The sequence below is a fragment of the Actinomadura sp. SCN-SB genome, assembly GCF_043906805.1.
Classification (GTDB): domain Bacteria; phylum Actinomycetota; class Actinomycetes; order Streptosporangiales; family Streptosporangiaceae; genus Spirillospora.
Genome location: NZ_JBIMPP010000041.1, coordinates 21,091 through 41,957 on the forward strand (window position 1 = coordinate 21,091; position 20,867 = coordinate 41,957).

The following is a 20,867-nucleotide window of genomic DNA, read 5'->3' on the forward strand; positions in this document are numbered from 1 at the left end:
CCTCGGTCAGGTGCCGTTCATCAGCCTGACCACCGACTTCGGCCACGCCTACACCGCGACCTGCGCGGGCGTCATCTACACGATCACGCCGGGCGCGACCGTGCTCACGCTCTCCGACGAGGTCCCCGCGTACGGGATCGTCGAGGGCGCGATGCTCCTCCGGCACGCGCTTCCGTACCTGCCCGAGGGCGTCCACGTGGGCATCGTCGACCCGGGCGTGGGCACGGCCCGCCGTCCGATCGCGATGGTCACCGGACGCGGGGACGTGCTGGTCGGCCCCGACAACGGGCTGCTGGTCCCGGCCGCCGAGAAGCTGGGCGGGCCGGTGCGGGCACACGCCATCGAGAACCCCTCCTACCGGCTGCCGGGCGTGTCGGCGTCCTTCCACGGCCGCGACGTCTTCGCCCCAGCGGCCGCGCACATCGCCAAGGGCACGGACCTCGCCGACCTGGGCCCCGAGATCACCGACCCGCTGCCGCTGGACCTGCCCGAGCCCGCGATCGGCAACGGGGAACTGCGAGCCCCGATCCTCTACGTCGACCGCTTCGGGAGCCTCATCCTCAACGCCACCACCGCCGACCTTGAGGCCGCCCTCGGCCCGACGCCCCACGGCACACAACTGTCCGTCGACGGGGCACCCGTCCCGTACGCGGCGACCTACGGAATGGTGCCGAAGAACCATCCGCTGGTCTGGGAGGACTCGTCCGGGCTGCTGGGCGTCGCGGTGAACCAGGGTTCGGCCGCCAAGCGTTTCGGGCTGGGCGGCGGGGATGTCGTGACCCTGCGCAGGGCACAATGAGCGGCGTGCCCGATCTCGATGTGGTCGCCTGGGTGCATGCCGCCCAGGGCAAGATGCTGGCGGTGCGCGCTCGCGGCCGCGACCTGCTCTACCTTCCGGGCGGCAAGCGCGAACCCGGCGAGGACGACTGGACGGCCCTCTCCCGCGAGGTGCGCGAGGAGCTGTCGGTGACGCTGGTCCGTCCCACCTTCCGCGAGCTGGGCGTCGTCTACACCACCGCCCACGACCAGCCGGCCGACACCAAGGTCAGGATGGCGTGCTTCACCGCCGCCTACCGGGGCGAGATCACGGCCACCGCGGAGGTCGACGAGTATCTCTACGTGTCACCGTCGGAGCGGGACCTTCTGGCACCCGCCGCCCAGGCCGCCCTGGACCTCGCCATCGAACGGGGACTGCTCGGCTGAAGGAAGCCGACGCGCTTGGGTACCCCCGAGCGGATTCGAACCGCCGTTACCGCCTTGAGAGGGCGGCGTCCTAGGCCACTAGACGACGGGGGCCAGAACAACGACCACAGCCATGATGCCCGGAAGAGCACCACCCGAACAACCCGATTCCGTCCAACGGCGATCTTGCGACGTGAGGGCGGAGCCCGAACATCCGGGGGGTTCCCAAAGACATCACCTGGGCCGACACCAAGGTCACCGGTGCGCCGCCCGAAGGCGGCGAGCGCGACGACCTGGGTCGTACCCCCGAGCGGATTCGAACCGCCGTTACCGCCTTGAGAGGGCGGCGTCCTAGGCCACTAGACGACGGGGGCCGGAACTAACCATTGCCAGCGGCCGGCGATGCAACGAACAGCCTGGACCGAAGACGCTGGGGTACCAGGACTCGAACCTAGACTAACTGAACCAGAATCCGAACTGGCGTCCAGCGGGCTCTACTCTAGCGGGTGATCGTGACCGCACCAAACCGCTTCCGACCAGCGTCACCCGGCGGGAAGCGGTTCAGCGCGGTGTCCGGCCATGTCCGGTGGTCAACGGGCGTCACCGCGCCACCGTTCCCCATCCGTTCCCAGTGGGACCGCGCTACCCACCCTTTAGCGCTTCGGCGATCCGCCGGCGGGCGGCGGCATCTTGCCCAACCATGCACTTGGCGTACGTCTTGAGCAGCACGTCTACGCTGTTGCCTGCCCACTCGGCCACCTGCTTGGGCGGGATGCCCGCGTTGAGCCACGTCGACAGGCACGTGTGCCGCAGGTCGTAGGGCCGCTTCATGAGCGGTGAGTCCTGCTCTTTGGCCGTGAGCACCTTCTCCCGGGCACGGCCGAACACCTTGCGGATGGTCTCGCCGGGGACGACATCGGCCCGGACCCCACGGAACAGCCGGCCCTCCTTGCCCGTCCCGAACTCCTCCAGGTGGCGACGGAACAGCCGGACCTGGACCGGCGGCACGGGGATGGGACCGCGGGTCTCCCCCTCGGCGCGGTGCTTGGGCATCTCGCGGCTATCCCGCCGTTCGCCGCTGTCCGTCCAATCACGCGCCACCTCCGGCGCGACGGGGCCAACGTACAGCTCTCCCCAGTCCTCTTCTTCCGAGGGGTCCTCGTACGTCCCCGTGGCCGGATTCAGGACGCGCGTCGGCAGGATGAGATTGTGCTCCGCAATCTCCACCGCTTCCTCGGGGCGCAGACCGCAGTAGAGCATTGCCCCGAACAGCGCCACGAGTCGCCGACCGCTCGGGTCCTGCTTTTCGACGGCGGCCAGGAACGCGCGTCCTTGCGCCGGGTTGATGACCGAACGGCGGTCCACTTCGCTCGATGCTCTGACGGTAATCCACTTCCGGCCTGTCAACGGGTTCGCCAGCAGCGCTTTACGCAGAACCGCGTATTCGAGCGCGTTATGCAGGATGCCGCGATACTTCTTCACTGTCACGGCTGCCATCCGCTTGCCATCCTGCCGTGTGGTGATGGCGTCTAGAACGGACTCCAGTACCTCGGGGTCGGCCAGGACATCAACGTTGGGCAAGTTCTGAGAAACCCACTTGAGAACGGAAATGACGTGTTCCGGTGCGTGCGGGCGCTGTTTCGTGTTGTACGCCCATCTGCTGAGCGCGTGACGTATCGCCTTGTCGTCCGGGCGCCCGCGGTCGGCCTTGAGCAGAGCCACCGTCGCCAGCATGAGCACACGGGCGATGTCCGCACGATGCTTGGCGGAAGCGTCCTTCCACTTCCTGTCCGCGAACGCACAGGCGAACTCGTACCAACTCATGCGGTTCGTTGCCCGCTGCCAGGAGACAGGGCGGCCGGTGCTGAGGCTAAAAGCCTCCCCTTTACGTGCAGCCGACACTAGGTCAGACCGGAAGCTATCCGCTTGAGCGGACTTCTTGAAAGGCTCGCGAAAGGTTTGCGTTCCCACCTTCCAGCCGACGCGATACGAGGTGACCTTACCGGCGGCGTTCTTACGCGCCTCTATGGCGTAAACGCTGACGTTGTAACTCGTGTCGGCCATCAGGCGTCCACCTTGCGCTCTTCCCACCAGCGGTCAAGGTCGTCCCGGCTGACGCGCAGCTCGCCGTTGCCGATTTTGTAGCAGGGCGGCGCGATGCCCTTAGCCCGCCACTCGTAGAACGTCGATCGTGAGATCTTAATCTCTGCGCATACCTCGGCCAGTGTGAGTTTCTCGTTGGAACGAATTACCGTCTTCTTCACGGGCGTCCTCGCTTCTGAGGAGGCGGTCGGAGTTGCTGCGGGGTTGCCGTCGCCGACGGCGTGCTTGGTGGCGTGTGCGCCGGTGCGGGTCGAGTCGGGCCAGGGGTAGCCGTCCCAGCCGTCCCAGGGTCGTTTTCGCTGGTCATCCCTGGGACGGCTTTTCGGGTGGGACGGCTTGAGCCGTCCCAGGGACGTCCGGTGGGACGGCTCAAGCCGTCCCAGGGGGTGAAGCCGTCCCGGGGCTGACCTGGGGCGGGACGGCTGGGACGGGTGGGACGGCTACCCCTGGGAGGGTGAGCACGGTGGCCGGTGCGGCGTTGTCGTCTGTGGGGTCGTCGGCGGGGCAGTAGCGCGCCCATGCGTCGAGGAAGTCGGCGCGCTGGTAGCCCTTGGCCTGGCCTCCACCGGGGAAGCGGATGTTGGCGGATCGGATGTCGTATTCGCGCAACAGCGCGCCGAGCCGCATGGCGGTCAGCCCGGTAGGCCCGTAGTCGGCCCATGGCGCTTCCGGGTCGGCCTTGAGCCGCTCCAGAAGCACCGATGTGGGAAGGGCGTTGTCGGCGCCGAACGCGGCGCGGCAGTCGGCCAGCAGGCGGAGCCGGGGTGAGGGTTGGCCGTTGTCGTCGGCCTCGGCGGTGAGGGCCAGGACGGCGGCCCTGGCGCGTTCGGGCCAGCGCCCGCCGGCGAGGTCGGCAACAGCCACGAGGGGTTCCCACGTGTCGGCGGCGCGGTCTTCGACCGGCATGGGAGGTTCGGCGACCTCCAGGGCAGCCAGGTTGCCGCGGAGCCAGCGGTTAAGCTCGTCGGCCAGGTTGCGCAGCGGTGGGCGGTCGCGGCGGTGCCGGAAGGGGGCGACGGCCTCGCCGGGGGCGCGGCGGCGCATGCGGATGACGACGGCGCGGTCTTCGATGGTGTCGGGCATGGCGCCGATGCCGGCGAGCGCGGCCATGGCGAAGGTGGGGATGGACTCCACCCGGTTGCGGTTGGCGTCGTAGCGCTTGGCCGGGCGGTTGCGCTGGTGTCCGGCGTTGAGCAGCCCGCGCAGATCCTCGTTGCCCTCGGCCTTGGCGCCAAAGATGGTGTCGGCCTCATCTACCAGCAGGGTGGGCGGGTCATCGGTGATGGACCGGTAGACCGCGGCCGGACTGCTGTTGACCGTGATGAACGGCTCGTGACACGTGGCCTCCACCATGTCCAGAAGGCGGGACTTGCCGCACCGCTTCTCCGGTGCCCGGATCACCAGCCGCGGGGCGTGCGGCCAGGCCGGTTGTGCGTGCGTGGCGGCGATCCACAGCGTGACCGCATCGGCGGCATAGCTGCTGGGCAGGATCACGTACCGGGTGAGGGCGTCGCGGAGCTTGTCCAGCAGGGCGGCACCGTCGATCGGCTGCCGGTCGGCGGGGTGAGTGTGGGTCATGCTGCGTTCCCCCTGGTGATGGTGCGCGGGGTGCGGGTGCCGGCGGCGAGCGCGGACCGGATGGTGGCGCGTGCGTCGGCGGGTGTGAAGGCGTTGGGGCCGGTGCAGAAGTGGACGGCGGCGGCGTTCCATAGCGCGTCGTTGGCGGCCTCTTCGGGGAGCACGCCGGCGCCGACCAGGCGGCCGAGGTTGTAGGCGGCTTTGTTGAGGGCGTGGTTGCGGCCACCGGTCACGGCGCCGGTCACCCGTGCCACCTCCCCCTTGAGTGCCGCTTGGACGTAGGCGGGCAGGTCGGCCACCTGCGCGCGGCCGGTGGGGGCACTCAAGGGAGGGGGTGACGGGGTGCGTGCGGTGGTCAGCAGGTCGGCCAGCCAGGGCGGTAGCGGCGCCGGCGGCCGGTCGTTGACGACCTGGTAGGCGCCGGTGCCGTCGGGCAGGTTCACCACGCTTCCGGGTGCCACGACGTAGCCGCCGGCGGCGCGGGTGTCGATCAGCCAGCCCAGGCCGGTGCGGTGCCGTCCGGTGGTGTTGCGCAGCTCGGCGCCGGGCGGTGCGGTGAAGTACAGGTGGGTGCCTCCCGTGGCCGTTCGAACGGTGAAGGTGTCGGCGGGGTAGGGCTGGCCGTGCCGGTCGGCGAGCGCGGCGAGCACCTGGGCGCCGTCGGCGGCGCCGGCCCATTCGGGCGGCGGGCTCTGGCCGGGTTTGGGCCGGTCGAGGTCGATCACGACCAGCCCGGAGGGGCCGCACGCGATCCCGACGTTGAGGGAGGGTCGGTGCTGCCAGCACCGTTGGATGCGGGCGCGGTCGGCGGTGGCGCGGCCCTCCCAGTCGGCCACCGCCGGCGGCTTCTTGACCCGGGGGCGGATGGGGAAGACGCGCCATCCCCGCTCGGCGCACGCCAGCGCGGCGGCCAACAGGCCCCCATCACGGTCCTGCGCGGGCGCGGCGCGGTCATCGACGAGTTGCGCCGTCTGGGCGTCGGCACCTGGCCGGGTGCCCGACGCTGCGCGCGCGGCGGCCTCGGCGCACGTCTTGTGGGAGGGTCGGCCGGACTCGTCGAGGCAGAACGCGCCGCGCCCGCAGTGCACGCAGGGCAGGCGGTGCCCTCCGCCGAAGTGCTGCGCATCACGCCAGTCCAGACCACTGGCGGGCGTGGGGGTGGTCATGTGGGCTTCCTCAGTCCTCGGAAGGGACGGACGACAACCGAACCGTCCGCGCGGCGCATGGCGACGTTGCGGGGCGCGGTGCGGGGCGCGGTGCCGGACGAGCCGTGCCAGTGCAGCCAGGGCGGGCAGGCCGATGCCGGGTCGGTCTTGGACGGGGGCCGCCAGCGGGCCAGGACGGTGACCGGGCGGCCGGCTTCCAGGTAGGTCGTCCTCACGCGACCCCCTCGGGTTTCGCCGTGGTGGAACACGACGCGTCGTACGCGGCCTCAGACGACGCGTCGTCTCCATCTGGGAGCGACGGGTCGGGGCGGCCGGTGAAGATGGCCCAGGCGCGGGTCACGGCGCCCGAGCCGGGGAACAGGTCGTCCAGGGTGTCGCCGGGGGCGGCGCCCAGCAGGTCGAAGACCCAGCGGCAGAACGCGGCGGGTTTGGCGCCGATCACCCTGCCCGGCAGGGTCGTCATCGGCGCGACGCCGTGCACGAGGGAGTCCACCCGGCGTGTCGCGTCCGCCGGTGGACGCGACACATCCGATGGGCGGCCACCTGAGTAGATGACCGGTTCCCAGGCGTTGAGCGGCCATCGGCTGGCGGTGGGTCGCTCGCCTTTGTGCCAGGCGGCCACGCGGACCCCGGGCGGGCACAGCGCCAGCACAGCGGGCAGTGCGGCGGCCGAGGTCGACAACGCCCACCCGTCGTAGGTGGTCAACCGGGCGATGAGCGTGGCGTGGTCGACTTCCCCGGCGTAGTCGCGGTGGCCGCGGTACAGCCGGGCGTTGCCCGGGTAGGGCGGGTCGGCGTAGGCCAGCCGTAGCGGGCGGCCGCCCGCGACGGCTCCCCCCTCGTGAGTGCCGATGGTGCGGGTGAAGCGGTGCCGGGCTTGGCGGCATCGGGTCGAGCAGCACACCGCGTCCCGCCGCATGGTCACTGGGATCGGTCCCTGGCACCAGGCGCACACCCGTCGCGTCCCGCCGGTGGCAGCCGACGCGTCGCGCCCTGCGGGTGACGCATCCAGTCCCCTCATGCGGCGGCCCTGCGGGCGGCGGCCAGGTCGGCCAGCAGCGGGGCCAGGGCGGCGGCGCCGTGCCGGGGTATGACGCCGTTGCCGATCAGGCGTAGTTGCTGGTTGCGGGACAGGCCGGTCATGCCGCACCCTCACCAGGCAGGATGATCAGACCCTCGGGGGTGAGGGTGAACTCGTGCCCGTCCGGGCAGATCCGCAGGTCCCCGCCCTCGTCCGGGTCGAGCGCGGCCCATACGGTGCCGGGGCGGTCGCAGGTGGGGCAGTCGGGGCCGTCCAGGACGGACCACAGCGTGGTGCGGATGGTCCAGTCGGCGGGGCAGGCGTGGCAGTGCCACACGCTGACCTCGGTGCCGTCCAAGGAGGTGGCCGAGCCGATCCATTCCACGTCGGTGGGTCGGTCGCAGCGCGGGCAGTCCGGGCCGGTCAGCAGGGGCCATTGCTCGGCGGGCGGGACAGGTGGCCGGTTGTGAGTCATGATGGTGGGTGCCTCTTTCCAGGGCTCGGCGGTGGCTTGCGGGTCTCCGTTGGGGTCCGTGATCGGTTTGGGGTAGGGCGGTCCGGCGGCGCGCTTGGTGGCTGTGCGTCGGACCGCCCGTTGCGCTCAGCCGCCGCGCAGTCGGCGAGGCGAACGGTTCATCGCGCTCCCCCTAGGGGTGCGGGTCGGGCAGGGGTGCCACCCGGCGTGGCGGCCTGGCGGGGGTTTGGGGGTTGGGTTACTGGTGAGCGGGGGTGCCACCTCGGCGTGCCACCCGGGGGTGCCAGGGCGTGCCACCCGGGGGTGCCAGGGCGTGCCACCCGGGGGTGCCAGGGCGTGCCACCCGGGGGTGCCACCTGCGTGTGCCACCTGTGCCAGCATGATCAACATGTGTGTGCGCGCAGCCCACGCGCAGCCGTGCGCGCGCACACGCGCGGGCGCTCAGGCGGCTTTCGGTCGGGAGATCAGCAGGTGTCGTTGGGTCGTGTCGTCGTAGGCCAAGACGCCCTCTTCCCGGAGTTGGCCGATCTGTTTGCGGGCCCAGGAGCGGGACAGGCCGGCGGCGGTCCACAGGTCTGACAGGTCGGCGGTGGTGAAGTCTTGGCGTCCTTCGTCGAGCCACTCGGCCAGTCGCTCGCGTAGCGTCTGGCGTGCCTCAGCGGCGGTCATGGTGGGGTCGGGAGGGGTGAACTCCCATTCTTGGTCGTCCGGGTCGTCTTCGATCGGGTCATCGATGTCGGCGGTCAGGGATGGGTCCGGGTCGGGCGTGCTCAGGTCGTCCTCCGGGCTCCACTCCTCGCTGTCCTGGTCCTCGGCAGAGGAGCTGCCGGGGGCGTCGTGGACGGCGGTCAGGGCGGGGGTGGTGTTGCGTGCGATGGCGGCGGTGAACTCGTCCACCGTCTTGGCTTCGGCGGGCCAGGCGGCAGCGTGCGCGGCGATCGCGGCGGTGTCGGGCTTGCCGTGCTCGTCGAGCCAGGCGAAGGTGCGCAGCGGCATCGCGATGCGGGCCGGGTCGATGCCTGGGGCGTCCAGGTAGGCCATGCCGGGCTGGTTGGACCCCCACAGCTCTGGGCGCGCTCCAGCGTCCTCCTGAGCCTCTGACAGCCCGAATGCGGCGTCGTGGGAGTTGGCGACCCCGAAGCACATGTTGGCCAGCTGGCCGCGGGCGATGGTGGGCATCTGCGTCCAGTCGCTGCGCTGCAACGACATGACCACGCTGCCGCCGGCCGAGCGGATGGCCTTGAGCAGCTTGAGCAACGTTTCCATGCCCGCATCGCCCAGGGCCTCGCCGATGTCGGGGAACTCCTCCAGGTGCAGGACCCAGTAGGTCAGGCCGCATCCGGGCTCCCAGTTGACGTAGCCGCGGGCCGACAGCCAGTCGGTTCGGGGCTTGAGCTGGGCGTGGATGTCGTTGATCAGGGATCGGACGCCTTGCTTGGTGGTCTCGAAGCGGTGCAACGCGGGGCGCAGCGGGCCGAGCGCCTGCTCTCCCTTGGTGATGTCGGCGGCGAACACCGCCACATCGGTGCGGGTCACGATCTCGGCCAGCATGTTCCAGGTGGCGCCGATGGACTTGCCCGCGCCGGTCTTGCCCATGTCCTGGCGGTGATGTCCGACGATGACGTACTCGACATCGTCACCGTCCTGCCAGACGCCGGGCCGCAGCGGTTCGGCGATCGAGCCGCCGGGCCGGGACGGGCCGGGCCAGGGGATCGGCTCGCGCATGATGCGCGGGTCCGACAGCGTGGCCTTGGCGCGGTCGGCGCGGTCGGTGTCGGGGGACACGGTGAGGGTGCCGGGCGGCAGGCCCATGGCGCCCTCGATGTGCTCGGTCTTCTTCTGCACGTCCGCGACGGTCTTTTGACCGGCGGGCAGCGCCATGGCGGCCTCGATCTTGCGTTCACCGGCCTTGATCGTGGCCATCCGGGCGCCGTCCAGACCGGCCTTGCCCTTGCCCTGGTCGAACAGGAACGCCAGCGGGTCAACCACCCCGGAGACACCGTGCTTGCTGCGGATGACGGTGCGGATGTTCCAGCCCGCGCAGGTCACCACGCCACCGGCCAGCAGGAACCAGCCGATCACCGGCTGGCCGATGCCCGCCACCGAGCACGAGGTGACCCACATGCCGGTGGCGAAGGTGGTGACGGTCGCCGATCCGCGGCCCAGGATGCCGCGGGTGTGGGAGACCAGCCATGTCACCCCGGACAGCACCCCGGTGCCCAGCGTCAGTCCGATCGCCGACCACGCGGCGGTCTGCCCACCGGCCTGGCCCCACAGAGTGTGCGCGGTGTGACCCATCCCGGCGACGATGGGCCAGATCAGCCACGGCGGCGCCAGCGTGGCCAGCTTGGACGCCTGAGCGGCTTTGACCCGCTCCCAGGAGGATTCCTCCACGGTCGCGACCTGCGTGTTCCTAGCAGCCATGATGCTCCCCTGCTACTCGTCCTTGAAGTCGAACTTGGGCTTCTTCGGCTTGGGGGGGTTGAGCACGTCGGCGAACTCCTTGCGGAACTGGGAGTGGAACTTCACCGACTCCACCGCCGCGCCCTTGGCGTGCTCAGAGGCGCGCCGTAGCCGGTTGCGCACCCGGCGGGCGCGCAACTTGACATCCACCCCCAACAGCAGCGGGTTGCCCTTCTGCGAGGCGATCAGCGCGCCGTACACCTCGTCGGCGGCCATGTCGAACTCGGTCGCCAGGTCCCGGCAGATGCCCCGGGACGCCTGCGAGTACTGCGTGATCGACTTGGCGCCGGTGAACGGGATGTTCGACAGCTCCGGGATGCGTTTGCGTGCGCTCACCTGCACACCTCCATGTCGAAAGGGTCATGACCAGCCGAACCTTCACCGGGCTGAGGGTCGGGATCGTCCAGGACTTCGGCGTCTATCGCGCCCACGCGGCCGGCGCGGTACTCATCGGCGATCGCGTGCCCGATCCGCGTCCACAGGTCGGGCGGGACCGCCAGCGCCGCGCCCAGCAGCGCCGCAACCGCGCGGGCCAGCAGGCAGCCCACCGCCAGCAGGCCACGCAGCACCCCCAGCGCCCACGCGCCGGGGCCGCGCCCGCTACGGTCGCCGACCGGCGGGCGGGACGTCGCCAGGGCCATCACCGGCTCCGCCAGGTGATCCGCAGCCGCGGCCGGGGCAGGTACCGCATCCGGGCCAACACCCCCAGAGCGAACCCGAACACCACCAGCCCGAAGGCCGCGGCCGGCCTCGGGGCCACCCCCAGCAGGTGCAGCAACACCAGGTACACCGACCCACCGGCGATCCCCGCCAGCATGAACCGGTCAATGAACGCCAGCCGGAACCGTCCCCGCCGGGTACGGCGCGCCGGGCGGCGGGACGGGCGAATACGGGATGCGCGGCGGGTACGGGACGGGGCACTCATGAACGGGCCTCCCTCACGGCAGGGACAGACGAAGCAGGTACACGGGCGGAAACTTCGGCCGACAGGTACGCCTGGATGTCGGCGGCCTTGGCCTGGCCACAGCGCAGCGCGGCCTTGATACGGCGGATCGAGGGCACCTCACCGGCGGACATCTCGGTGGCGAACACCTCGGCAGCGCGTACCCGAAGCGGCTCACCATCCAGGTGAGGTCGCTGGCGCGGCCGGTCAGGTACGGGTACACGGTCGGGTACAGGGTTCTCAGCGGCAGGTACGCGCGCCGGGGCAGGCACACGCGGCGCCGCCGCTTCGGCGGGCTCGCGGGTACGGCTCGGCGACGGGGCCGCCTCATCGCCGGGACCGTTGAGGGTGGGGGCGGGCTCCCCGTTGGCCAGCAGCCACGGGGTGGCACGCGAAACACCGTCTTCCACCACGCTGATCAAAAAGGCGGTGCTCGCTGCGCCGACCGGTCCCAGGGTGTGTCCTGCCAGGGTCGCCAGCCCTGCGCCGTCAAGATGCTCGGGCCAGTGGCCGGCCATGTTCAGCAGGACGCTGGTCAGCAGCGCACCCGATTCGATCCAGGTGGCGCGCTCGTCCAGATCACCACCCGCACTGCGCAGCCGCGCCCGGATAAGGATCACTCCGGCCACCACGCCCAGCAGCGCGGGCTCAACCAGCCAGGCCAGCACCGCGGCGGGCGCGTCGGTGTCCAGGCCCAGCAGGGTCACCATGCCCGCCTGGACACCGGCCGCAGACCACGCACCGAACGCGGCCATCACCGGCAGCAGGACCGCCAGCGCCAGCGTCCGGGTGCGCTCCACCCGCAACGCGCGAGCCTCGGCCGACTGCGCCACCTGATGACGCACCCGAGCGCGTTCCCCGGCCAGCACCGAACGCTGACGCAGATCAGCCAGCCGCTGCCTGGACACCCGCTCGGCCTTGCGGGTACGCGCCTCCGCACGGACCCGAGCGCGGCCTTCCTTGCGCTCCACCCGCTCCCTCAGCGCGGCCACCTGCTCCGCGGGCGTCATCTGCCGACGGCGACGCCTGGACGACCGGACCTCGGGCTTGGGACGGCCCTGCGGACGGGAGGTGTCATGCTCTGCAAGCGCGGCCGGACCCGACGCGTCGTGCAGGGCCTCAGACGACGCATCGCCTCCAGCAGCTGGGGCCGACGCGTCGCGTGACTCCGGCAAAACGCGACGCTCGACCTCGGCCAGAGCCAGCGGAGTCAGCGGGACGGCGTTCATGCTGCGGCCTCCCATCCAGGGCAGTAAGGGCAGGACTCCCAGTGCGCGGGCAGCACGAACCCGGCATCGGTCCCGCACTCGGGGCAGGTGCGGCGCGCCTTGAGCGCCTTGGCCAGCGCCGCGCGCTGGGCATCGGTCGACGCGCGCTTGGGCAGCGCCAACCACGCGTCGTACAGGTAGGCCGCCCGCACACCCGACCGATGACGCGAGGGGTAGCGGCGCGAGTACCACAGCACCTGACCGGCGACCGGCTGACCGCCCGGACGCAAACCCTGAGCAGCCAACTGCCGCCGGGTCAGCAGGTGCGGCGGCGCCATCCGCCACGGCCACGTGGGCGACCCGTACCGGGCGCCGGCCGGATCGAAGAACCGGGCAGGGCTACGACGGCGGCCCATCACAGCACCTCCGCCACGATCAGATGCGGGGGCAGCGAACGGGTGCACTGGGAACAGCGGACGCCGCGCAGCGTCGCCAGCACTGGGGCCCGGCAGCATCGCGACAGCGGGCGCTGCTCTGGGGTGCTCGGGATCATCGCGTCCTCACTCCCCCAGCGCGGCCAGCACCGGCGCCAGTCGCTCGTCCAGCAGTCGGCCGAGCCGTTTCACGGCGGCCTTGGCGTCGGCCACGGTCAGCTCTGCGGGCGCATCAGCCAGGGTGTGCAGCTGCTCGGGCGGGATACTCCACAGCAGGTGCGTGGTGGTCAGCATCGCCGGGCGCTCGGCCAGAGCGGCATCCTCGGGCGGCTCGTAGCTGGTGCTCCACCGCGGCCGGGTCCACCCGTCGAACCCGCGCACCTCGACCAGCGCCTGGGGGCACGGAACGGCCATCTGCACCCGGGCGATCAACGAACGGCCGTCGTAGCCGCTGACGGCGAAGGTCACCGACTGCACCCGCTCGGACGTCCACGTGACATACGGCGGCGACATGATCGGGGACCGGGCCACCTCCCACGCGGCACGCGCGAATTCGGCCGGATCACCGGTGATCGGGTCGTCCTCCCAGCAACGGAACTCGGAGTGGTGCAACCGCAGGTAGGCGCCGTACCGGGACACGCCATCGGACGCCAGGTCACGATCGGTGGCGTCATCGAAGATGAACAACACAAGGGCCTCTCACAGGGTCTCGGGGATCCGGCAAGGTCTGGCGCCGGCTACTTGCCGCCGGACTTGCCGGACTGCTGCTTGTCGTAGGCGTCCCGCACAGACTTGGGCTCGCCGTTCGGCCAGTCAGAGGACTTGCCCTTGGTCGGGTCATCGGCCATCGTTGGAGGTTCCTTCCTTTGAGAGGGACCCCGGGACGTCGATCTGTGGTAGGTGAGGCGTCCCGGGGCATCGGACAATCAGCGCGGCATCACGCCCGCTTCCGGCCGCCGCACCGCACGGCGCAGCCCGGCCAGCTCACGCGGCAGCAGACCGGCCCACACCCCATGCGCCGGGCGCGCCCGCACCGCGTAGTCCAGGCACAGGTCCCACACCGGGCACGAGCGGCACACCTCACGCGCCGCGTCCAACCGCGCCAGCCGCTCTGCGGGCGGCTCGACCTCGAAGCTGTCCGGGCCGGTGTGCAAGTCCGGGTCATGCCGGCACTCCGCACGCTCGGCCACCTGCGACAGCAGGACGGTCAACGGCAGGTCCGAAGGGCGAGTGCCCATCGCGATCTCCTTGAGGTCCGTGATCGGTTGGAAGCCCGGCACCGGCGGCGCGCTTGGCGGCTTGTGCGCCGGTGCCGGACGAGAGCGAGACGGCAACATCGCAGGTCAGCCACCCAGCGAGTTGGAGAACGTGATGATCGCGCCAACGATCTTGTTGACCAGCTCAGCGGCCGACTGCGGGTTGTTGACCGCGTAAATCGCGATCGCGACAACCGCGAGGTACTGCGGAATCTTGCTCGTACGCTCGGGGAACATGTCTGCTACCTCCGATCGACCGTCTTAGTACGGTCGCTCTGTATTGGAACAGTAGGGACGAGTGGAGGGGCTGTCAAGCCTCCGTCTCAAGACGGTTCAGTTAGGGTGTGATCTGTGGCGAAGCGGGATGAGCAGTTGCCGAGTCGGCGCCTGGCTGCCCTGTTGCGGGCAGAGATCGAGCACGGGGACCGGTATCCGGCAGGAAGTCGGCTGCCCGGACTTCGCCAGCTTGCGGCCGATCACAGCGTTGCCCTGAATACCGCGGCCACCGCCGTTCAGCTGCTGGCGAAGGAAGGACTCGTCGAGGTCCGGAAGGCCAGCGGCGCCTATGTCCGGGATCCATCCGTGCGTAAAGCGAGCGAACGAGACCTTCGGGTCGAGCTGGTCAAGGTTCGCGAGAGGATCGACCAGGCACGATCTGAACTTGCCAGCGCCGAACAAGCTGTGCAGGACCTCCTTGACCGGCTTCCCCCGCAAGACGCCGCTCAATGAGTGAGTCCTTGCGCGGATCATCGACGGGGGTTCGCCTACCTCGTTAGCCTTGGGCACAGACCAGAGCTTCGCCGCTCTCCAGTGAGGTCGACAGGACGCACTGGGGGGCGCAGATGTGCACTCAGGGCAGGACATGGCTGCCAGGACCCCCAATGATCGTCTCGCCCGGCTGATGGCCGATGCTGGCTTCGACTCGCACAAGGCTTTCGCCCGGGCCGTCCTGGACGAGTCGCAACGGGCGGGCGAGCCTCTTCGACGGTGCGATCACACATACGTGGCTCGATGGCTGGATGGCATGAGTCCCCGCGGCAAAACCCCCATGTTCATTGCCGCGGCTCTGGGGCGAAGACTCGGCAGGCGCGTCGCTCTTTCAGAGATCGGAATGGCGACCGCAGGCGAAGCCCCACCGCTTACCCTCGGCCTGGAGTATCCCGAATCATTGAACGATGGCGCCGAGAACGTGGCGCGACTATGGCGCGCAGACTTGGACGATTCCTCACTTGTCCTGAGACCACAAGTCGATCCCAGTGCATGGGAGTCCGTCTCGCTACGGTGGCTGGTTAATCCAAGCGTCTCCGGAAATCTATCTACTCACGGGGCGAACATCGGCGAATCCGACGTCATGCGCTTCCGGACCACAGTTGGCCTGTTCTCCCAGTTGGACAACAGGTTTGGTGGCGGCCATGCCCGTCAGTCTCTCGTCCAGTACCTTGCGACCGATGGCGAGCGTCTTCTTAGGGGTCGTTATACGGACTCAGTAAGACGCAACGTCTTTTCATCAGTTGCTGAGGCAACGCTTCTTGCCGCATGGATGTCGTATGACAGCGGTCTCCATAGCTTGGCACAGCGATACTTCATTCAGGCGCTGGGCTTGGCCCAGGCTGGCGACGACCGCCTACTTGCAGCCAGCATCCTCGACGCGATGAGCCACCAGGCAACGTTCGTAGGACGCTTCCGAGACGCGGCAAATCTCGCACGCGCGGCCAAGGCCGGAACCCAGGGGATTGCCACACCAACCCTGTCCGCCCACTTCTCAGCCATGGAAGCGCGAGCCCTTGCGAGACTCGGCGACGCACGAGCTTGCGATCTCGCCTTGTCTGAGGCTGTCAAAGAATTCGAGCGGAGGAACCCCGAAGACGATCCCGAGTGGATCCGCTACTTCGATGATGCTGAACTTGCCGCGGAGTTCGGGCATTGCTTCCGCGACCTCGGCCGCCCGGTAGATGCATCCAGGTACGCGGACCAATGCCTTGGGACGATCGATGATGGGGTCTATCTGCGAAGCGACTTCTTCGCAACGATGGTGCTTGCCGATTCTCACCTCAACGCGGGCGAGCCGGAGCGCGCATGCATGGTGGCGCTCGAAGCGTTGAAGCTAGGTGAACAACTCAGGTCGGCCCGTTGCGTGAGTTACCTTCGGGAGTTCCGTGAACGCCTCCAGGCAATTGGCATGTCCCCTGCAATCGCATCCTTCAACGAGCAAGCCCGAGCGTCGCGTCTTTGGCGCATAGCCTCTTCGTCCGGCCAGCGGTGAAGTTCACCAAGGCTTCCAATCCTTGCGGCTCCCGCCATCTCGGAGAGTGCCGATGCGCTTCCAGACCTCCGATGCCACTTGAGCGTTCTCCCCTGCTTTCTGGGCCAGCCACGTCACCATAAGAAGTTCTCTGGTGTCTCGCATGACGGGATAACCCTCCCACGCCATCACGTCAAAGCCGTACTCCCGCGCGAATGTTGCATACTCCTGTTGCGTATGCCAGCCAAAATGCTCATAGTAGAGAGCAGTCAAAACCAGATCCCACTCCCGAGGTCCGATCGCAAACCCGTCCAGGTCCATCAGGGTTGGGATGCCGCCTCTATCACGCAGCACATTTCCCACGCTGGCATCACCATGGATCACGCCACGGGGCAGGACTGGCTTCAATTCTTTCCATTGAGCTTTCAACCTCGCGAGCCGCACCGTCAGAAAGTTCCGATCATCCTCAACCAGACGGGTAGCCGAACGGATGCGATCTTCTGCGCGGCTGAACGGGTCGAGGGCGGGAAGGTCGAGGCCAGACGGAGATTCGAGCAGGTGAAGCCTGCGAATTACGTGCGCGATTTCTGCGGTAGACGCCCAATCATCTCCATCATCGGATACCGCCGCCCAGAAGGTGACCGGCAGCCCTTCGACGATGACCGGCTGTTCGACGTCGAGGGCACGCACGGCCGGATAGTCGACCGACTCAAGCCAGCGCGCAACCTCGACGCCACGCCTTGCCTCAGGAAGGTCTTCCGGGCTCCGAGCGATCCGGACCACCACAGGCACCTGGAGGCGGTAGACCGCGTTCGACCCCAGACGCAGGAGCCACGCGCCATGTGGGTCCTGCCCTGCCGCTTCACAGGCCAGCCGAAGTATGCGGGCGGTGTTCTCTCGGGTGAAGGATTCCGTCTCGCCCTGCTTGGCGGCAGCTGGTCCGTGTCCCGTCATGCTTGGCACGCTACCCGCTGCGCCGGCGTCCGCTGGATCTGAGGTGGCCGGACCAAGTGTCCTCACCCCCACGCCTCGCCAGCACGGAGGTCGAGGGCGAGGTCTGCGCCAGCAACTCGGGTCAGGACTGACCAGAGGTTTCAGGCTCCTGTGGTGGGTCCACGTCAGGTGAACCGGGGACCCTGACCAAAGGATCCGCAGCGCTCCTCAACAAGGACGCTGCGAGGAGGAGGGGCGCTTGCTCGCTCTGGGGGCGGGAGGGCCTTCAGTCCCGATGGTTCCCCATGTGTTCCCAAGGAACCTCAGAGACGATGCAGGCGGGGCCTCTGTGAGGCTCCCGCCGCAGGTAGTTCGCTGGCTGGGGTACCAGGACTCGAACCTAGACTAACTGAACCAGAATCAGTCGTGCTGCCGATTACACCATACCCCAGTGCGGTAAACGGCCCCGTCGGGGCCGCTCGCGCCTCGAAGAGAATACAGGACCCCGGAGGCTTGGACCAAAACGATTGGCCCGGGCGCACGGGCGTTCAGCGCGTGAGACCGGGCGGGCCACCCAGCGGCACACCGCCAGGAATGCGGCTATTCGCGGGCGATGACCCGGTTGGTGAGCTCGCCGATGCCCTCGACGCTCACGGTGACCTCGTCCCCGATCTCCAGGGGGCCGACGCCCGCGGGCGTGCCGGTCAGGATGACGTCTCCGGGCAGCAGCGTCATCACCTGGCTGACGTACTCGACGAGGGCGGGCACGTCGTGCAGCAGCAGGGAGGTGCGGGCGTCCTGCTTGGTGACGCCGTTGACGGTGGTCGTGATGGCCAGGTCGGACGGGTCGACCTCGGTCTCGATCCAGGGCCCGATGGGGCAGAAGGTGTCGAAGCCCTTGGCCCGGGTCCACTGCCCATCCTTGCGTTGCAGGTCGCGGGCGGTGACGTCGTTGGCGCAGGTGTAGCCGAGGATGACCTCGCCGGCGCGGGCGGCGGGCACCTCCCGGCACAGCCGGCCGATGACCACGGCCAGCTCGCCCTCGTAGTCGACGCGCTCGCTGAGCCTGCCCGGGTACGCGATGGCCTCTCCGGGGCCGATCACCGCGGTGGACGGCTTGCCGAAGATCACCGGCTCGTCGGGCACCTCGCCGCCCATCTCGCGGGCGTGCTCGGCGTAGTTCCTGCCGATCGCGATCACCTTGCTGGGCAGGATGGGCGCCAGCAGCCGGACGTCGGCCATGGGGTAGCGCAGGCCGGTGAAGGTGAGCTCTCCGAAGGGGTGGGCCGCGATGGCGGCGACGGTGTTCTCCTCCACCACCCCGAAGGACACGCCTTCGTCGGTGGTGAACCTCGCGATACGCATGGCCACGAGGGTAGCGCCGGCGCGGACCGCGCCCGGCGGCAGGTGAGAACCGGCCGGTAGGCGCGGGCCGCCTTCAGGCCGCGGCCGAGCCCGTCAGGACCCGCAGGGCTCGCCGTTGAGCCGGCACTTCTCCGGCTGGACCGGTGAGCCCTCCGCGCCGTACTGGATCTCCCAGGTGGCGCCCGGCTGGATGGCCGGGGCGTTCTCCAGGTTGCTGATCTCCACCTTCTCGCCCTTGCGGACCAGCCGGCCGCCCCAGATGTTCTTCACGTTGGCGTCGGGCACGGTGAAGGTGATCCGCCAGGCGCGCATCGGCTCGCGGCTCCGGTTGGTGATGACCAGCTTGCCCTCGAAGTAGCCGGGGTCCCTCTGGACGAGCTGGTAGGTGATCCCGTCACCGGTGACGACCGGCCCGATGGGCGGCGCGGTCGGCTCGGGGACGCCGCCGTCGGGAGCCTGTGAGCCGGGGGCTCCGCCGGGACCGCCGTCCGGAGCGCCGCCGGGTGCCGGGCTTCCGGTCGGCCCGGCGCCGCCGCCGGGCGCCGGTGCGGGCGCCGCAGGGGACGTCTGTGCCGCGGGCGGGGACGACTGCGAGACGGGTCCCCGCGGGTCGTCGCCACCGGCCATGAGGAAGGCGATGGCGGCGCCGCCCAGGGCCAGCAGGACCACGACGGCCCCGATGAGGAGGAGGGGCCTGCGCCCCGAGCGTCCGTTCTCGGTCCCCGCGATGGGTCCGGTGGGCGGCAGGCCGCCGGACGGGGACATCCCCGGGACGAGCGGTGCCTGCTGAGGCGGAGGAGGCGCCTGCGAGAACGCCGCGTCGGGCGCGGTGGGACCGGCGGGACCGGCAGAAGGCGGGACGGGAGCGGCGAGAGGAGGCGACGGCATCGGGGACGCCGCCTGGTGCGGCTCAGTGGGACCGGCGGGCGCCTCGGGCGCCGCCGGTGCTCCCTGCTCGAAGGCGGCCTGCTGCCGCCCGGTGGCCTCCTCGGCGCCGAACTGCTCCGTCCACGGCCCCGCCGGAACCTCGGGGGTGGCGGGCGGGATGGGCGCCACCCGCACGGAGTCGGGGGCGGCCTCCGGGGTCGTCTCGATGGATGCCGCCTCGGCCGGGGTCTCCTCGGGCTTGGGCTGGACGGCGTCGGTCAGGGTCGGCTCCGGCTCATCCACCATGGTGGTCCCCGCCTCGTCCTGCGCCAGCGCGTACGGGGGCAGGGGGACGGCGCCCTGGACGGGCGGCGTGGGGTCATCGTCATCGGACGCCGGGACGGCGTCGGCCTGGAAGTCGGTCACCGTTGAGGGCGCCTCGGCCCCGGGGTCGTCCACCAGCGTGGCGCCGGCCGGGCCCGCCTCCTCCGGAGGATCGTCGGCCGGGAAGTCCTGCATGGTCGTGTCCGCGAGGCCGGAACCGGCCGTGCCATCCATCAGGGTGTCGTCGGCGACGGTCCCGGGGCCGGTCGCGTCGCCGTCCTGGACGGGACCGGCGTACGCGCCCTGAAGCTTCGGGATCTTGAACTCGGTGGTGTCCTTGTGGTCCGGGGGGACGTACCCGGGCTCCTCGCCGCTCAACTCGGTCACCTTCCCATGCGTCGACCCTGCGTCGGCTCATGAACTCCGACGACCGGGGCGCCGGTCAGGTTCGGCTCAGCGTGCCCCCGCCGGTTCCAGCGCGCTGCGCGCGGCGGCCCGCTGGTGCCGGTCCAGCATGTCGGTGATCATGCCGATGGCGTCGGGGCGGGTGGTGTCCATGCCCTCGCTGAGCCAGCGGGTGGCCTCGGCCAGCAGCGGCCTGGCCGGTCCGGCGGCCCGTTCGTCGGCGAGCCGTCCCAGCACGGCGCTGAGCCGGATCGCGGCGCCGGGGCGGCCGCATTCGGCGGCCTGCCGGAACCACCGGGCGGCGCTCTCCAGGTCGTCCTCCTGCTCGTAGAGCAGCCCGAGCCCGTAGGAGACGTCGGCCCAGGACCCTTCGTCGGCGGAGCACCCCGCGGGCTCGGACTGCCAGGGACGGACGGGCATTCGATCACTCCGGTACGGCATCGGGAACAAGATCAGAGAACTCGGTACAGAGGGGACGACATGGCACCGGGGACTGCCGCGTCCGCGAGCGCACACCATCATGGCGGTGACCCCGCCCGCTCGCCACCGGTTTCCCCGGTATTCGTCGAATTCCTGCCGGTTGTCCGGTCAGCTCGCGACGAGATCTTCGTAGCCGGGGTGCCGGGAGATCCATCCCTTGATGAACGGGCACCCGGGCACGACCGCCAGGCCGCGCGCCCGGACGTCGTCCAGCGCGCCCCTGGCCAGCGCGCTGCCGACACCCTTGCCCTCGTACTCGGCGTCCACTTCGGTGTGGGTGAAAACGATTCTTCCGGGACGGTTCCTGTACTCGACGAACCCCGCCAGCCTGCCGTCCACATGGATCTCGTAGCGGCTCGCCTGGGGGTTGTCGATCACGTTTTCGCTCATGCCGGGGTAATGCTCGGCGCCCCCGGGGAATT

27 protein-coding genes and 3 tRNA genes are annotated in these 20,867 nt (G+C 69.9%); 4 read left to right on the top strand and 26 right to left on the bottom strand.

Annotated features, from left to right (window positions below):
• The first annotated feature begins 10 nt into the window (after positions 1-10).
• Both ACGWYJ_RS24425 and ACGWYJ_RS24430 read left to right on the top strand, forming a co-directional pair.
• Complete coding sequence (locus ACGWYJ_RS24425; protein WP_395108660.1) at positions 11-799, top strand: S-adenosyl-l-methionine hydroxide adenosyltransferase family protein; 789 nt, start codon at positions 11-13, stop codon at positions 797-799.
• A complete protein-coding gene (locus tag ACGWYJ_RS24430; RefSeq protein WP_395108661.1) occupies positions 796-1,203 on the top strand; it encodes an NUDIX domain-containing protein in 408 nt (135 codons plus the stop codon). Before ACGWYJ_RS24425 ends, ACGWYJ_RS24430 begins: the two co-directional genes overlap by 4 nt.
• A 20-nt stretch (positions 1,204-1,223) precedes the next feature.
• Here the strand turns inward: ACGWYJ_RS24430 and ACGWYJ_RS24435 are convergent.
• The 20 genes from ACGWYJ_RS24435 to ACGWYJ_RS24530 all read right to left on the bottom strand — a co-directional run bounded on the left by ACGWYJ_RS24435 (position 1,224) and on the right by ACGWYJ_RS24530 (position 14,066).
• Positions 1,224-1,296: transfer RNA gene (locus ACGWYJ_RS24435), tRNA-Glu, on the bottom strand.
• Between the two features lie 187 nt (positions 1,297-1,483).
• Positions 1,484-1,556, bottom strand: a tRNA-Glu gene (locus ACGWYJ_RS24440).
• A gap of 268 nt (positions 1,557-1,824) precedes the next feature.
• Positions 1,825-3,246, bottom strand: coding sequence for a tyrosine-type recombinase/integrase (locus tag ACGWYJ_RS24445; RefSeq protein WP_395108662.1), 1,422 nt, complete (start codon positions 3,244-3,246; stop codon positions 1,825-1,827).
• The gene (locus ACGWYJ_RS24450; RefSeq protein WP_285696016.1) at positions 3,246-3,446 is read right to left on the bottom strand and encodes an AlpA family transcriptional regulator; all 201 of its coding nucleotides are present in this window, start codon (positions 3,444-3,446) and stop codon (positions 3,246-3,248) included. Before ACGWYJ_RS24450 ends, ACGWYJ_RS24445 begins: the two co-directional genes overlap by 1 nt.
• A gap of 208 nt (positions 3,447-3,654) precedes the next feature.
• Complete coding sequence (locus ACGWYJ_RS24455; protein ID WP_395108663.1) at positions 3,655-4,863, bottom strand: DUF3631 domain-containing protein; 1,209 nt, start codon at positions 4,861-4,863, stop codon at positions 3,655-3,657.
• The gene (locus ACGWYJ_RS24460) at positions 4,860-6,029 is read right to left on the bottom strand and encodes a bifunctional DNA primase/polymerase (RefSeq protein ID WP_395108664.1); all 1,170 of its coding nucleotides are present in this window, start codon (positions 6,027-6,029) and stop codon (positions 4,860-4,862) included. Before ACGWYJ_RS24460 ends, ACGWYJ_RS24455 begins: the two co-directional genes overlap by 4 nt.
• On the bottom strand, positions 6,026-6,244 hold the full coding sequence (locus tag ACGWYJ_RS24465; protein ID WP_395108665.1) for a hypothetical protein: 219 nt from the start codon (positions 6,242-6,244) through the stop codon (positions 6,026-6,028). Before ACGWYJ_RS24465 ends, ACGWYJ_RS24460 begins: the two co-directional genes overlap by 4 nt.
• Positions 6,241-6,954, bottom strand: a complete 714-nt coding sequence (locus tag ACGWYJ_RS24470; protein WP_395108666.1) for a hypothetical protein — start codon at positions 6,952-6,954, stop codon at positions 6,241-6,243. The genes ACGWYJ_RS24465 and ACGWYJ_RS24470 overlap by 4 nt, the downstream gene beginning before the upstream one ends.
• A gap of 92 nt (positions 6,955-7,046) precedes the next feature.
• On the bottom strand, positions 7,047-7,172 hold the full coding sequence (locus ACGWYJ_RS24475; RefSeq protein WP_395108667.1) for a hypothetical protein: 126 nt from the start codon (positions 7,170-7,172) through the stop codon (positions 7,047-7,049).
• Complete coding sequence (locus ACGWYJ_RS24480) at positions 7,169-7,525, bottom strand: hypothetical protein (RefSeq protein WP_395108668.1); 357 nt, start codon at positions 7,523-7,525, stop codon at positions 7,169-7,171. Before ACGWYJ_RS24480 ends, ACGWYJ_RS24475 begins: the two co-directional genes overlap by 4 nt.
• A gap of 441 nt (positions 7,526-7,966) precedes the next feature.
• A complete protein-coding gene (locus tag ACGWYJ_RS24485) occupies positions 7,967-9,949 on the bottom strand; it encodes a hypothetical protein (protein WP_395108669.1) in 1,983 nt (660 codons plus the stop codon).
• 12 nt (positions 9,950-9,961) lie between these two features.
• Entirely contained in the window at positions 9,962-10,324 is a 363-nt protein-coding gene (locus ACGWYJ_RS24490; protein ID WP_285696025.1) for a hypothetical protein, read from the bottom strand.
• A complete protein-coding gene (locus tag ACGWYJ_RS24495; RefSeq protein WP_285696026.1) occupies positions 10,321-10,629 on the bottom strand; it encodes a hypothetical protein in 309 nt (102 codons plus the stop codon). Before ACGWYJ_RS24495 ends, ACGWYJ_RS24490 begins: the two co-directional genes overlap by 4 nt.
• Positions 10,629-10,913, bottom strand: coding sequence for a hypothetical protein (locus ACGWYJ_RS24500; protein ID WP_285696028.1), 285 nt, complete (start codon positions 10,911-10,913; stop codon positions 10,629-10,631). Before ACGWYJ_RS24500 ends, ACGWYJ_RS24495 begins: the two co-directional genes overlap by 1 nt.
• On the bottom strand, positions 10,910-12,160 hold the full coding sequence (locus ACGWYJ_RS24505) for a hypothetical protein (protein ID WP_395108670.1): 1,251 nt from the start codon (positions 12,158-12,160) through the stop codon (positions 10,910-10,912). Before ACGWYJ_RS24505 ends, ACGWYJ_RS24500 begins: the two co-directional genes overlap by 4 nt.
• On the bottom strand, positions 12,157-12,555 hold the full coding sequence (locus tag ACGWYJ_RS24510; RefSeq protein WP_395108671.1) for an RRQRL motif-containing zinc-binding protein: 399 nt from the start codon (positions 12,553-12,555) through the stop codon (positions 12,157-12,159). The genes ACGWYJ_RS24505 and ACGWYJ_RS24510 overlap by 4 nt, the downstream gene beginning before the upstream one ends.
• Positions 12,555-12,692, bottom strand: coding sequence for a hypothetical protein (locus ACGWYJ_RS24515; protein ID WP_285696031.1), 138 nt, complete (start codon positions 12,690-12,692; stop codon positions 12,555-12,557). The genes ACGWYJ_RS24510 and ACGWYJ_RS24515 overlap by 1 nt, the downstream gene beginning before the upstream one ends.
• A 7-nt stretch (positions 12,693-12,699) precedes the next feature.
• Positions 12,700-13,260, bottom strand: a complete 561-nt coding sequence (locus ACGWYJ_RS24520) for a hypothetical protein (protein WP_395108672.1) — start codon at positions 13,258-13,260, stop codon at positions 12,700-12,702.
• A 239-nt stretch (positions 13,261-13,499) separates the two neighbouring features.
• Complete coding sequence (locus ACGWYJ_RS24525; RefSeq protein WP_395108673.1) at positions 13,500-13,811, bottom strand: WhiB family transcriptional regulator; 312 nt, start codon at positions 13,809-13,811, stop codon at positions 13,500-13,502.
• A 105-nt stretch (positions 13,812-13,916) separates the two neighbouring features.
• Positions 13,917-14,066 carry a hypothetical protein gene (locus ACGWYJ_RS24530; RefSeq protein WP_285696035.1) on the bottom strand — a complete coding sequence of 50 codons (150 nt, stop codon included), beginning with the start codon at positions 14,064-14,066 and terminating at the stop codon, positions 13,917-13,919.
• A 114-nt stretch (positions 14,067-14,180) separates the two neighbouring features.
• Between ACGWYJ_RS24530 and ACGWYJ_RS24535 the strand changes: the two genes are divergently transcribed.
• A complete protein-coding gene (locus ACGWYJ_RS24535) occupies positions 14,181-14,558 on the top strand; it encodes a GntR family transcriptional regulator (protein ID WP_285696036.1) in 378 nt (125 codons plus the stop codon).
• A gap of 319 nt (positions 14,559-14,877) precedes the next feature.
• Positions 14,878-16,092: a hypothetical protein gene (locus ACGWYJ_RS24540; RefSeq protein ID WP_395108674.1), complete on the top strand. Its 1,215-nt coding sequence runs from the start codon at positions 14,878-14,880 to the stop codon at positions 16,090-16,092.
• Between the two features lie 3 nt (positions 16,093-16,095).
• Here the strand turns inward: ACGWYJ_RS24540 and ACGWYJ_RS24545 are convergent, their stop codons facing one another.
• The 6 genes from ACGWYJ_RS24545 to ACGWYJ_RS24570 form a co-directional block, all read right to left on the bottom strand.
• A complete protein-coding gene (locus tag ACGWYJ_RS24545) occupies positions 16,096-17,025 on the bottom strand; it encodes a phosphotransferase enzyme family protein (RefSeq protein ID WP_285696038.1) in 930 nt (309 codons plus the stop codon).
• A 355-nt stretch (positions 17,026-17,380) separates the two neighbouring features.
• Positions 17,381-17,455: transfer RNA gene (locus ACGWYJ_RS24550), tRNA-Gln, on the bottom strand.
• A 149-nt stretch (positions 17,456-17,604) separates the two neighbouring features.
• Positions 17,605-18,369 (bottom strand): fumarylacetoacetate hydrolase family protein, encoded by a 765-nt coding sequence (locus ACGWYJ_RS24555; protein ID WP_395108675.1) that lies wholly within the window; start codon positions 18,367-18,369, stop codon positions 17,605-17,607.
• Between the two features lie 93 nt (positions 18,370-18,462).
• Positions 18,463-19,938, bottom strand: coding sequence for a cellulose binding domain-containing protein (locus tag ACGWYJ_RS24560; protein ID WP_395108676.1), 1,476 nt, complete (start codon positions 19,936-19,938; stop codon positions 18,463-18,465).
• 75 nt (positions 19,939-20,013) lie between these two features.
• Positions 20,014-20,385 (bottom strand): hypothetical protein, encoded by a 372-nt coding sequence (locus tag ACGWYJ_RS24565; RefSeq protein WP_395108677.1) that lies wholly within the window; start codon positions 20,383-20,385, stop codon positions 20,014-20,016.
• 168 nt (positions 20,386-20,553) lie between these two features.
• Positions 20,554-20,835, bottom strand: a complete 282-nt coding sequence (locus ACGWYJ_RS24570; protein WP_395108678.1) for a GNAT family N-acetyltransferase — start codon at positions 20,833-20,835, stop codon at positions 20,554-20,556.
• Between the last annotated feature and the right edge of the window lie 32 nt (positions 20,836-20,867).

What these genes read in the sequence shown, in the direction of transcription:
- ACGWYJ_RS24430 (WP_395108661.1), top strand. Translation starts at nt 796, where the DNA reads ATGAGCGGCGTGCCCGATCTCGATGTGGTCGCCTGGGTGCATGCCGCC.
- ACGWYJ_RS24445 (WP_395108662.1), bottom strand. Translation starts at nt 3,246, where the DNA reads ATGGCCGACACGAGTTACAACGTCAGCGTTTACGCCATAGAGGCGCGT.
- ACGWYJ_RS24455 (WP_395108663.1), bottom strand. Translation starts at nt 4,863, where the DNA reads ATGACCCACACTCACCCCGCCGACCGGCAGCCGATCGACGGTGCCGCC.
- ACGWYJ_RS24460 (WP_395108664.1), bottom strand. Translation starts at nt 6,029, where the DNA reads ATGACCACCCCCACGCCCGCCAGTGGTCTGGACTGGCGTGATGCGCAG.
- ACGWYJ_RS24475 (WP_395108667.1), bottom strand. Translation starts at nt 7,172, where the DNA reads ATGACCGGCCTGTCCCGCAACCAGCAACTACGCCTGATCGGCAACGGC.
- ACGWYJ_RS24480 (WP_395108668.1), bottom strand. Translation starts at nt 7,525, where the DNA reads ATGACTCACAACCGGCCACCTGTCCCGCCCGCCGAGCAATGGCCCCTG.
- ACGWYJ_RS24485 (WP_395108669.1), bottom strand. Translation starts at nt 9,949, where the DNA reads ATGGCTGCTAGGAACACGCAGGTCGCGACCGTGGAGGAATCCTCCTGG.
- ACGWYJ_RS24495 (WP_285696026.1), bottom strand. Translation starts at nt 10,629, where the DNA reads ATGGCCCTGGCGACGTCCCGCCCGCCGGTCGGCGACCGTAGCGGGCGC.
- ACGWYJ_RS24500 (WP_285696028.1), bottom strand. Translation starts at nt 10,913, where the DNA reads ATGAGTGCCCCGTCCCGTACCCGCCGCGCATCCCGTATTCGCCCGTCC.
- ACGWYJ_RS24505 (WP_395108670.1), bottom strand. Translation starts at nt 12,160, where the DNA reads ATGAACGCCGTCCCGCTGACTCCGCTGGCTCTGGCCGAGGTCGAGCGT.
- ACGWYJ_RS24510 (WP_395108671.1), bottom strand. Translation starts at nt 12,555, where the DNA reads ATGGGCCGCCGTCGTAGCCCTGCCCGGTTCTTCGATCCGGCCGGCGCC.
- ACGWYJ_RS24515 (WP_285696031.1), bottom strand. Translation starts at nt 12,692, where the DNA reads ATGATCCCGAGCACCCCAGAGCAGCGCCCGCTGTCGCGATGCTGCCGG.
- ACGWYJ_RS24525 (WP_395108673.1), bottom strand. Translation starts at nt 13,811, where the DNA reads ATGGGCACTCGCCCTTCGGACCTGCCGTTGACCGTCCTGCTGTCGCAG.
- ACGWYJ_RS24530 (WP_285696035.1), bottom strand. Translation starts at nt 14,066, where the DNA reads ATGTTCCCCGAGCGTACGAGCAAGATTCCGCAGTACCTCGCGGTTGTC.
- ACGWYJ_RS24540 (WP_395108674.1), top strand. Translation starts at nt 14,878, where the DNA reads ATGTTCATTGCCGCGGCTCTGGGGCGAAGACTCGGCAGGCGCGTCGCT.
- ACGWYJ_RS24545 (WP_285696038.1), bottom strand. Translation starts at nt 17,025, where the DNA reads ATGACGGGACACGGACCAGCTGCCGCCAAGCAGGGCGAGACGGAATCC.
- ACGWYJ_RS24555 (WP_395108675.1), bottom strand. Translation starts at nt 18,369, where the DNA reads ATGCGTATCGCGAGGTTCACCACCGACGAAGGCGTGTCCTTCGGGGTG.
- ACGWYJ_RS24565 (WP_395108677.1), bottom strand. Translation starts at nt 20,385, where the DNA reads ATGCCCGTCCGTCCCTGGCAGTCCGAGCCCGCGGGGTGCTCCGCCGAC.
- ACGWYJ_RS24570 (WP_395108678.1), bottom strand. Translation starts at nt 20,835, where the DNA reads ATGAGCGAAAACGTGATCGACAACCCCCAGGCGAGCCGCTACGAGATC.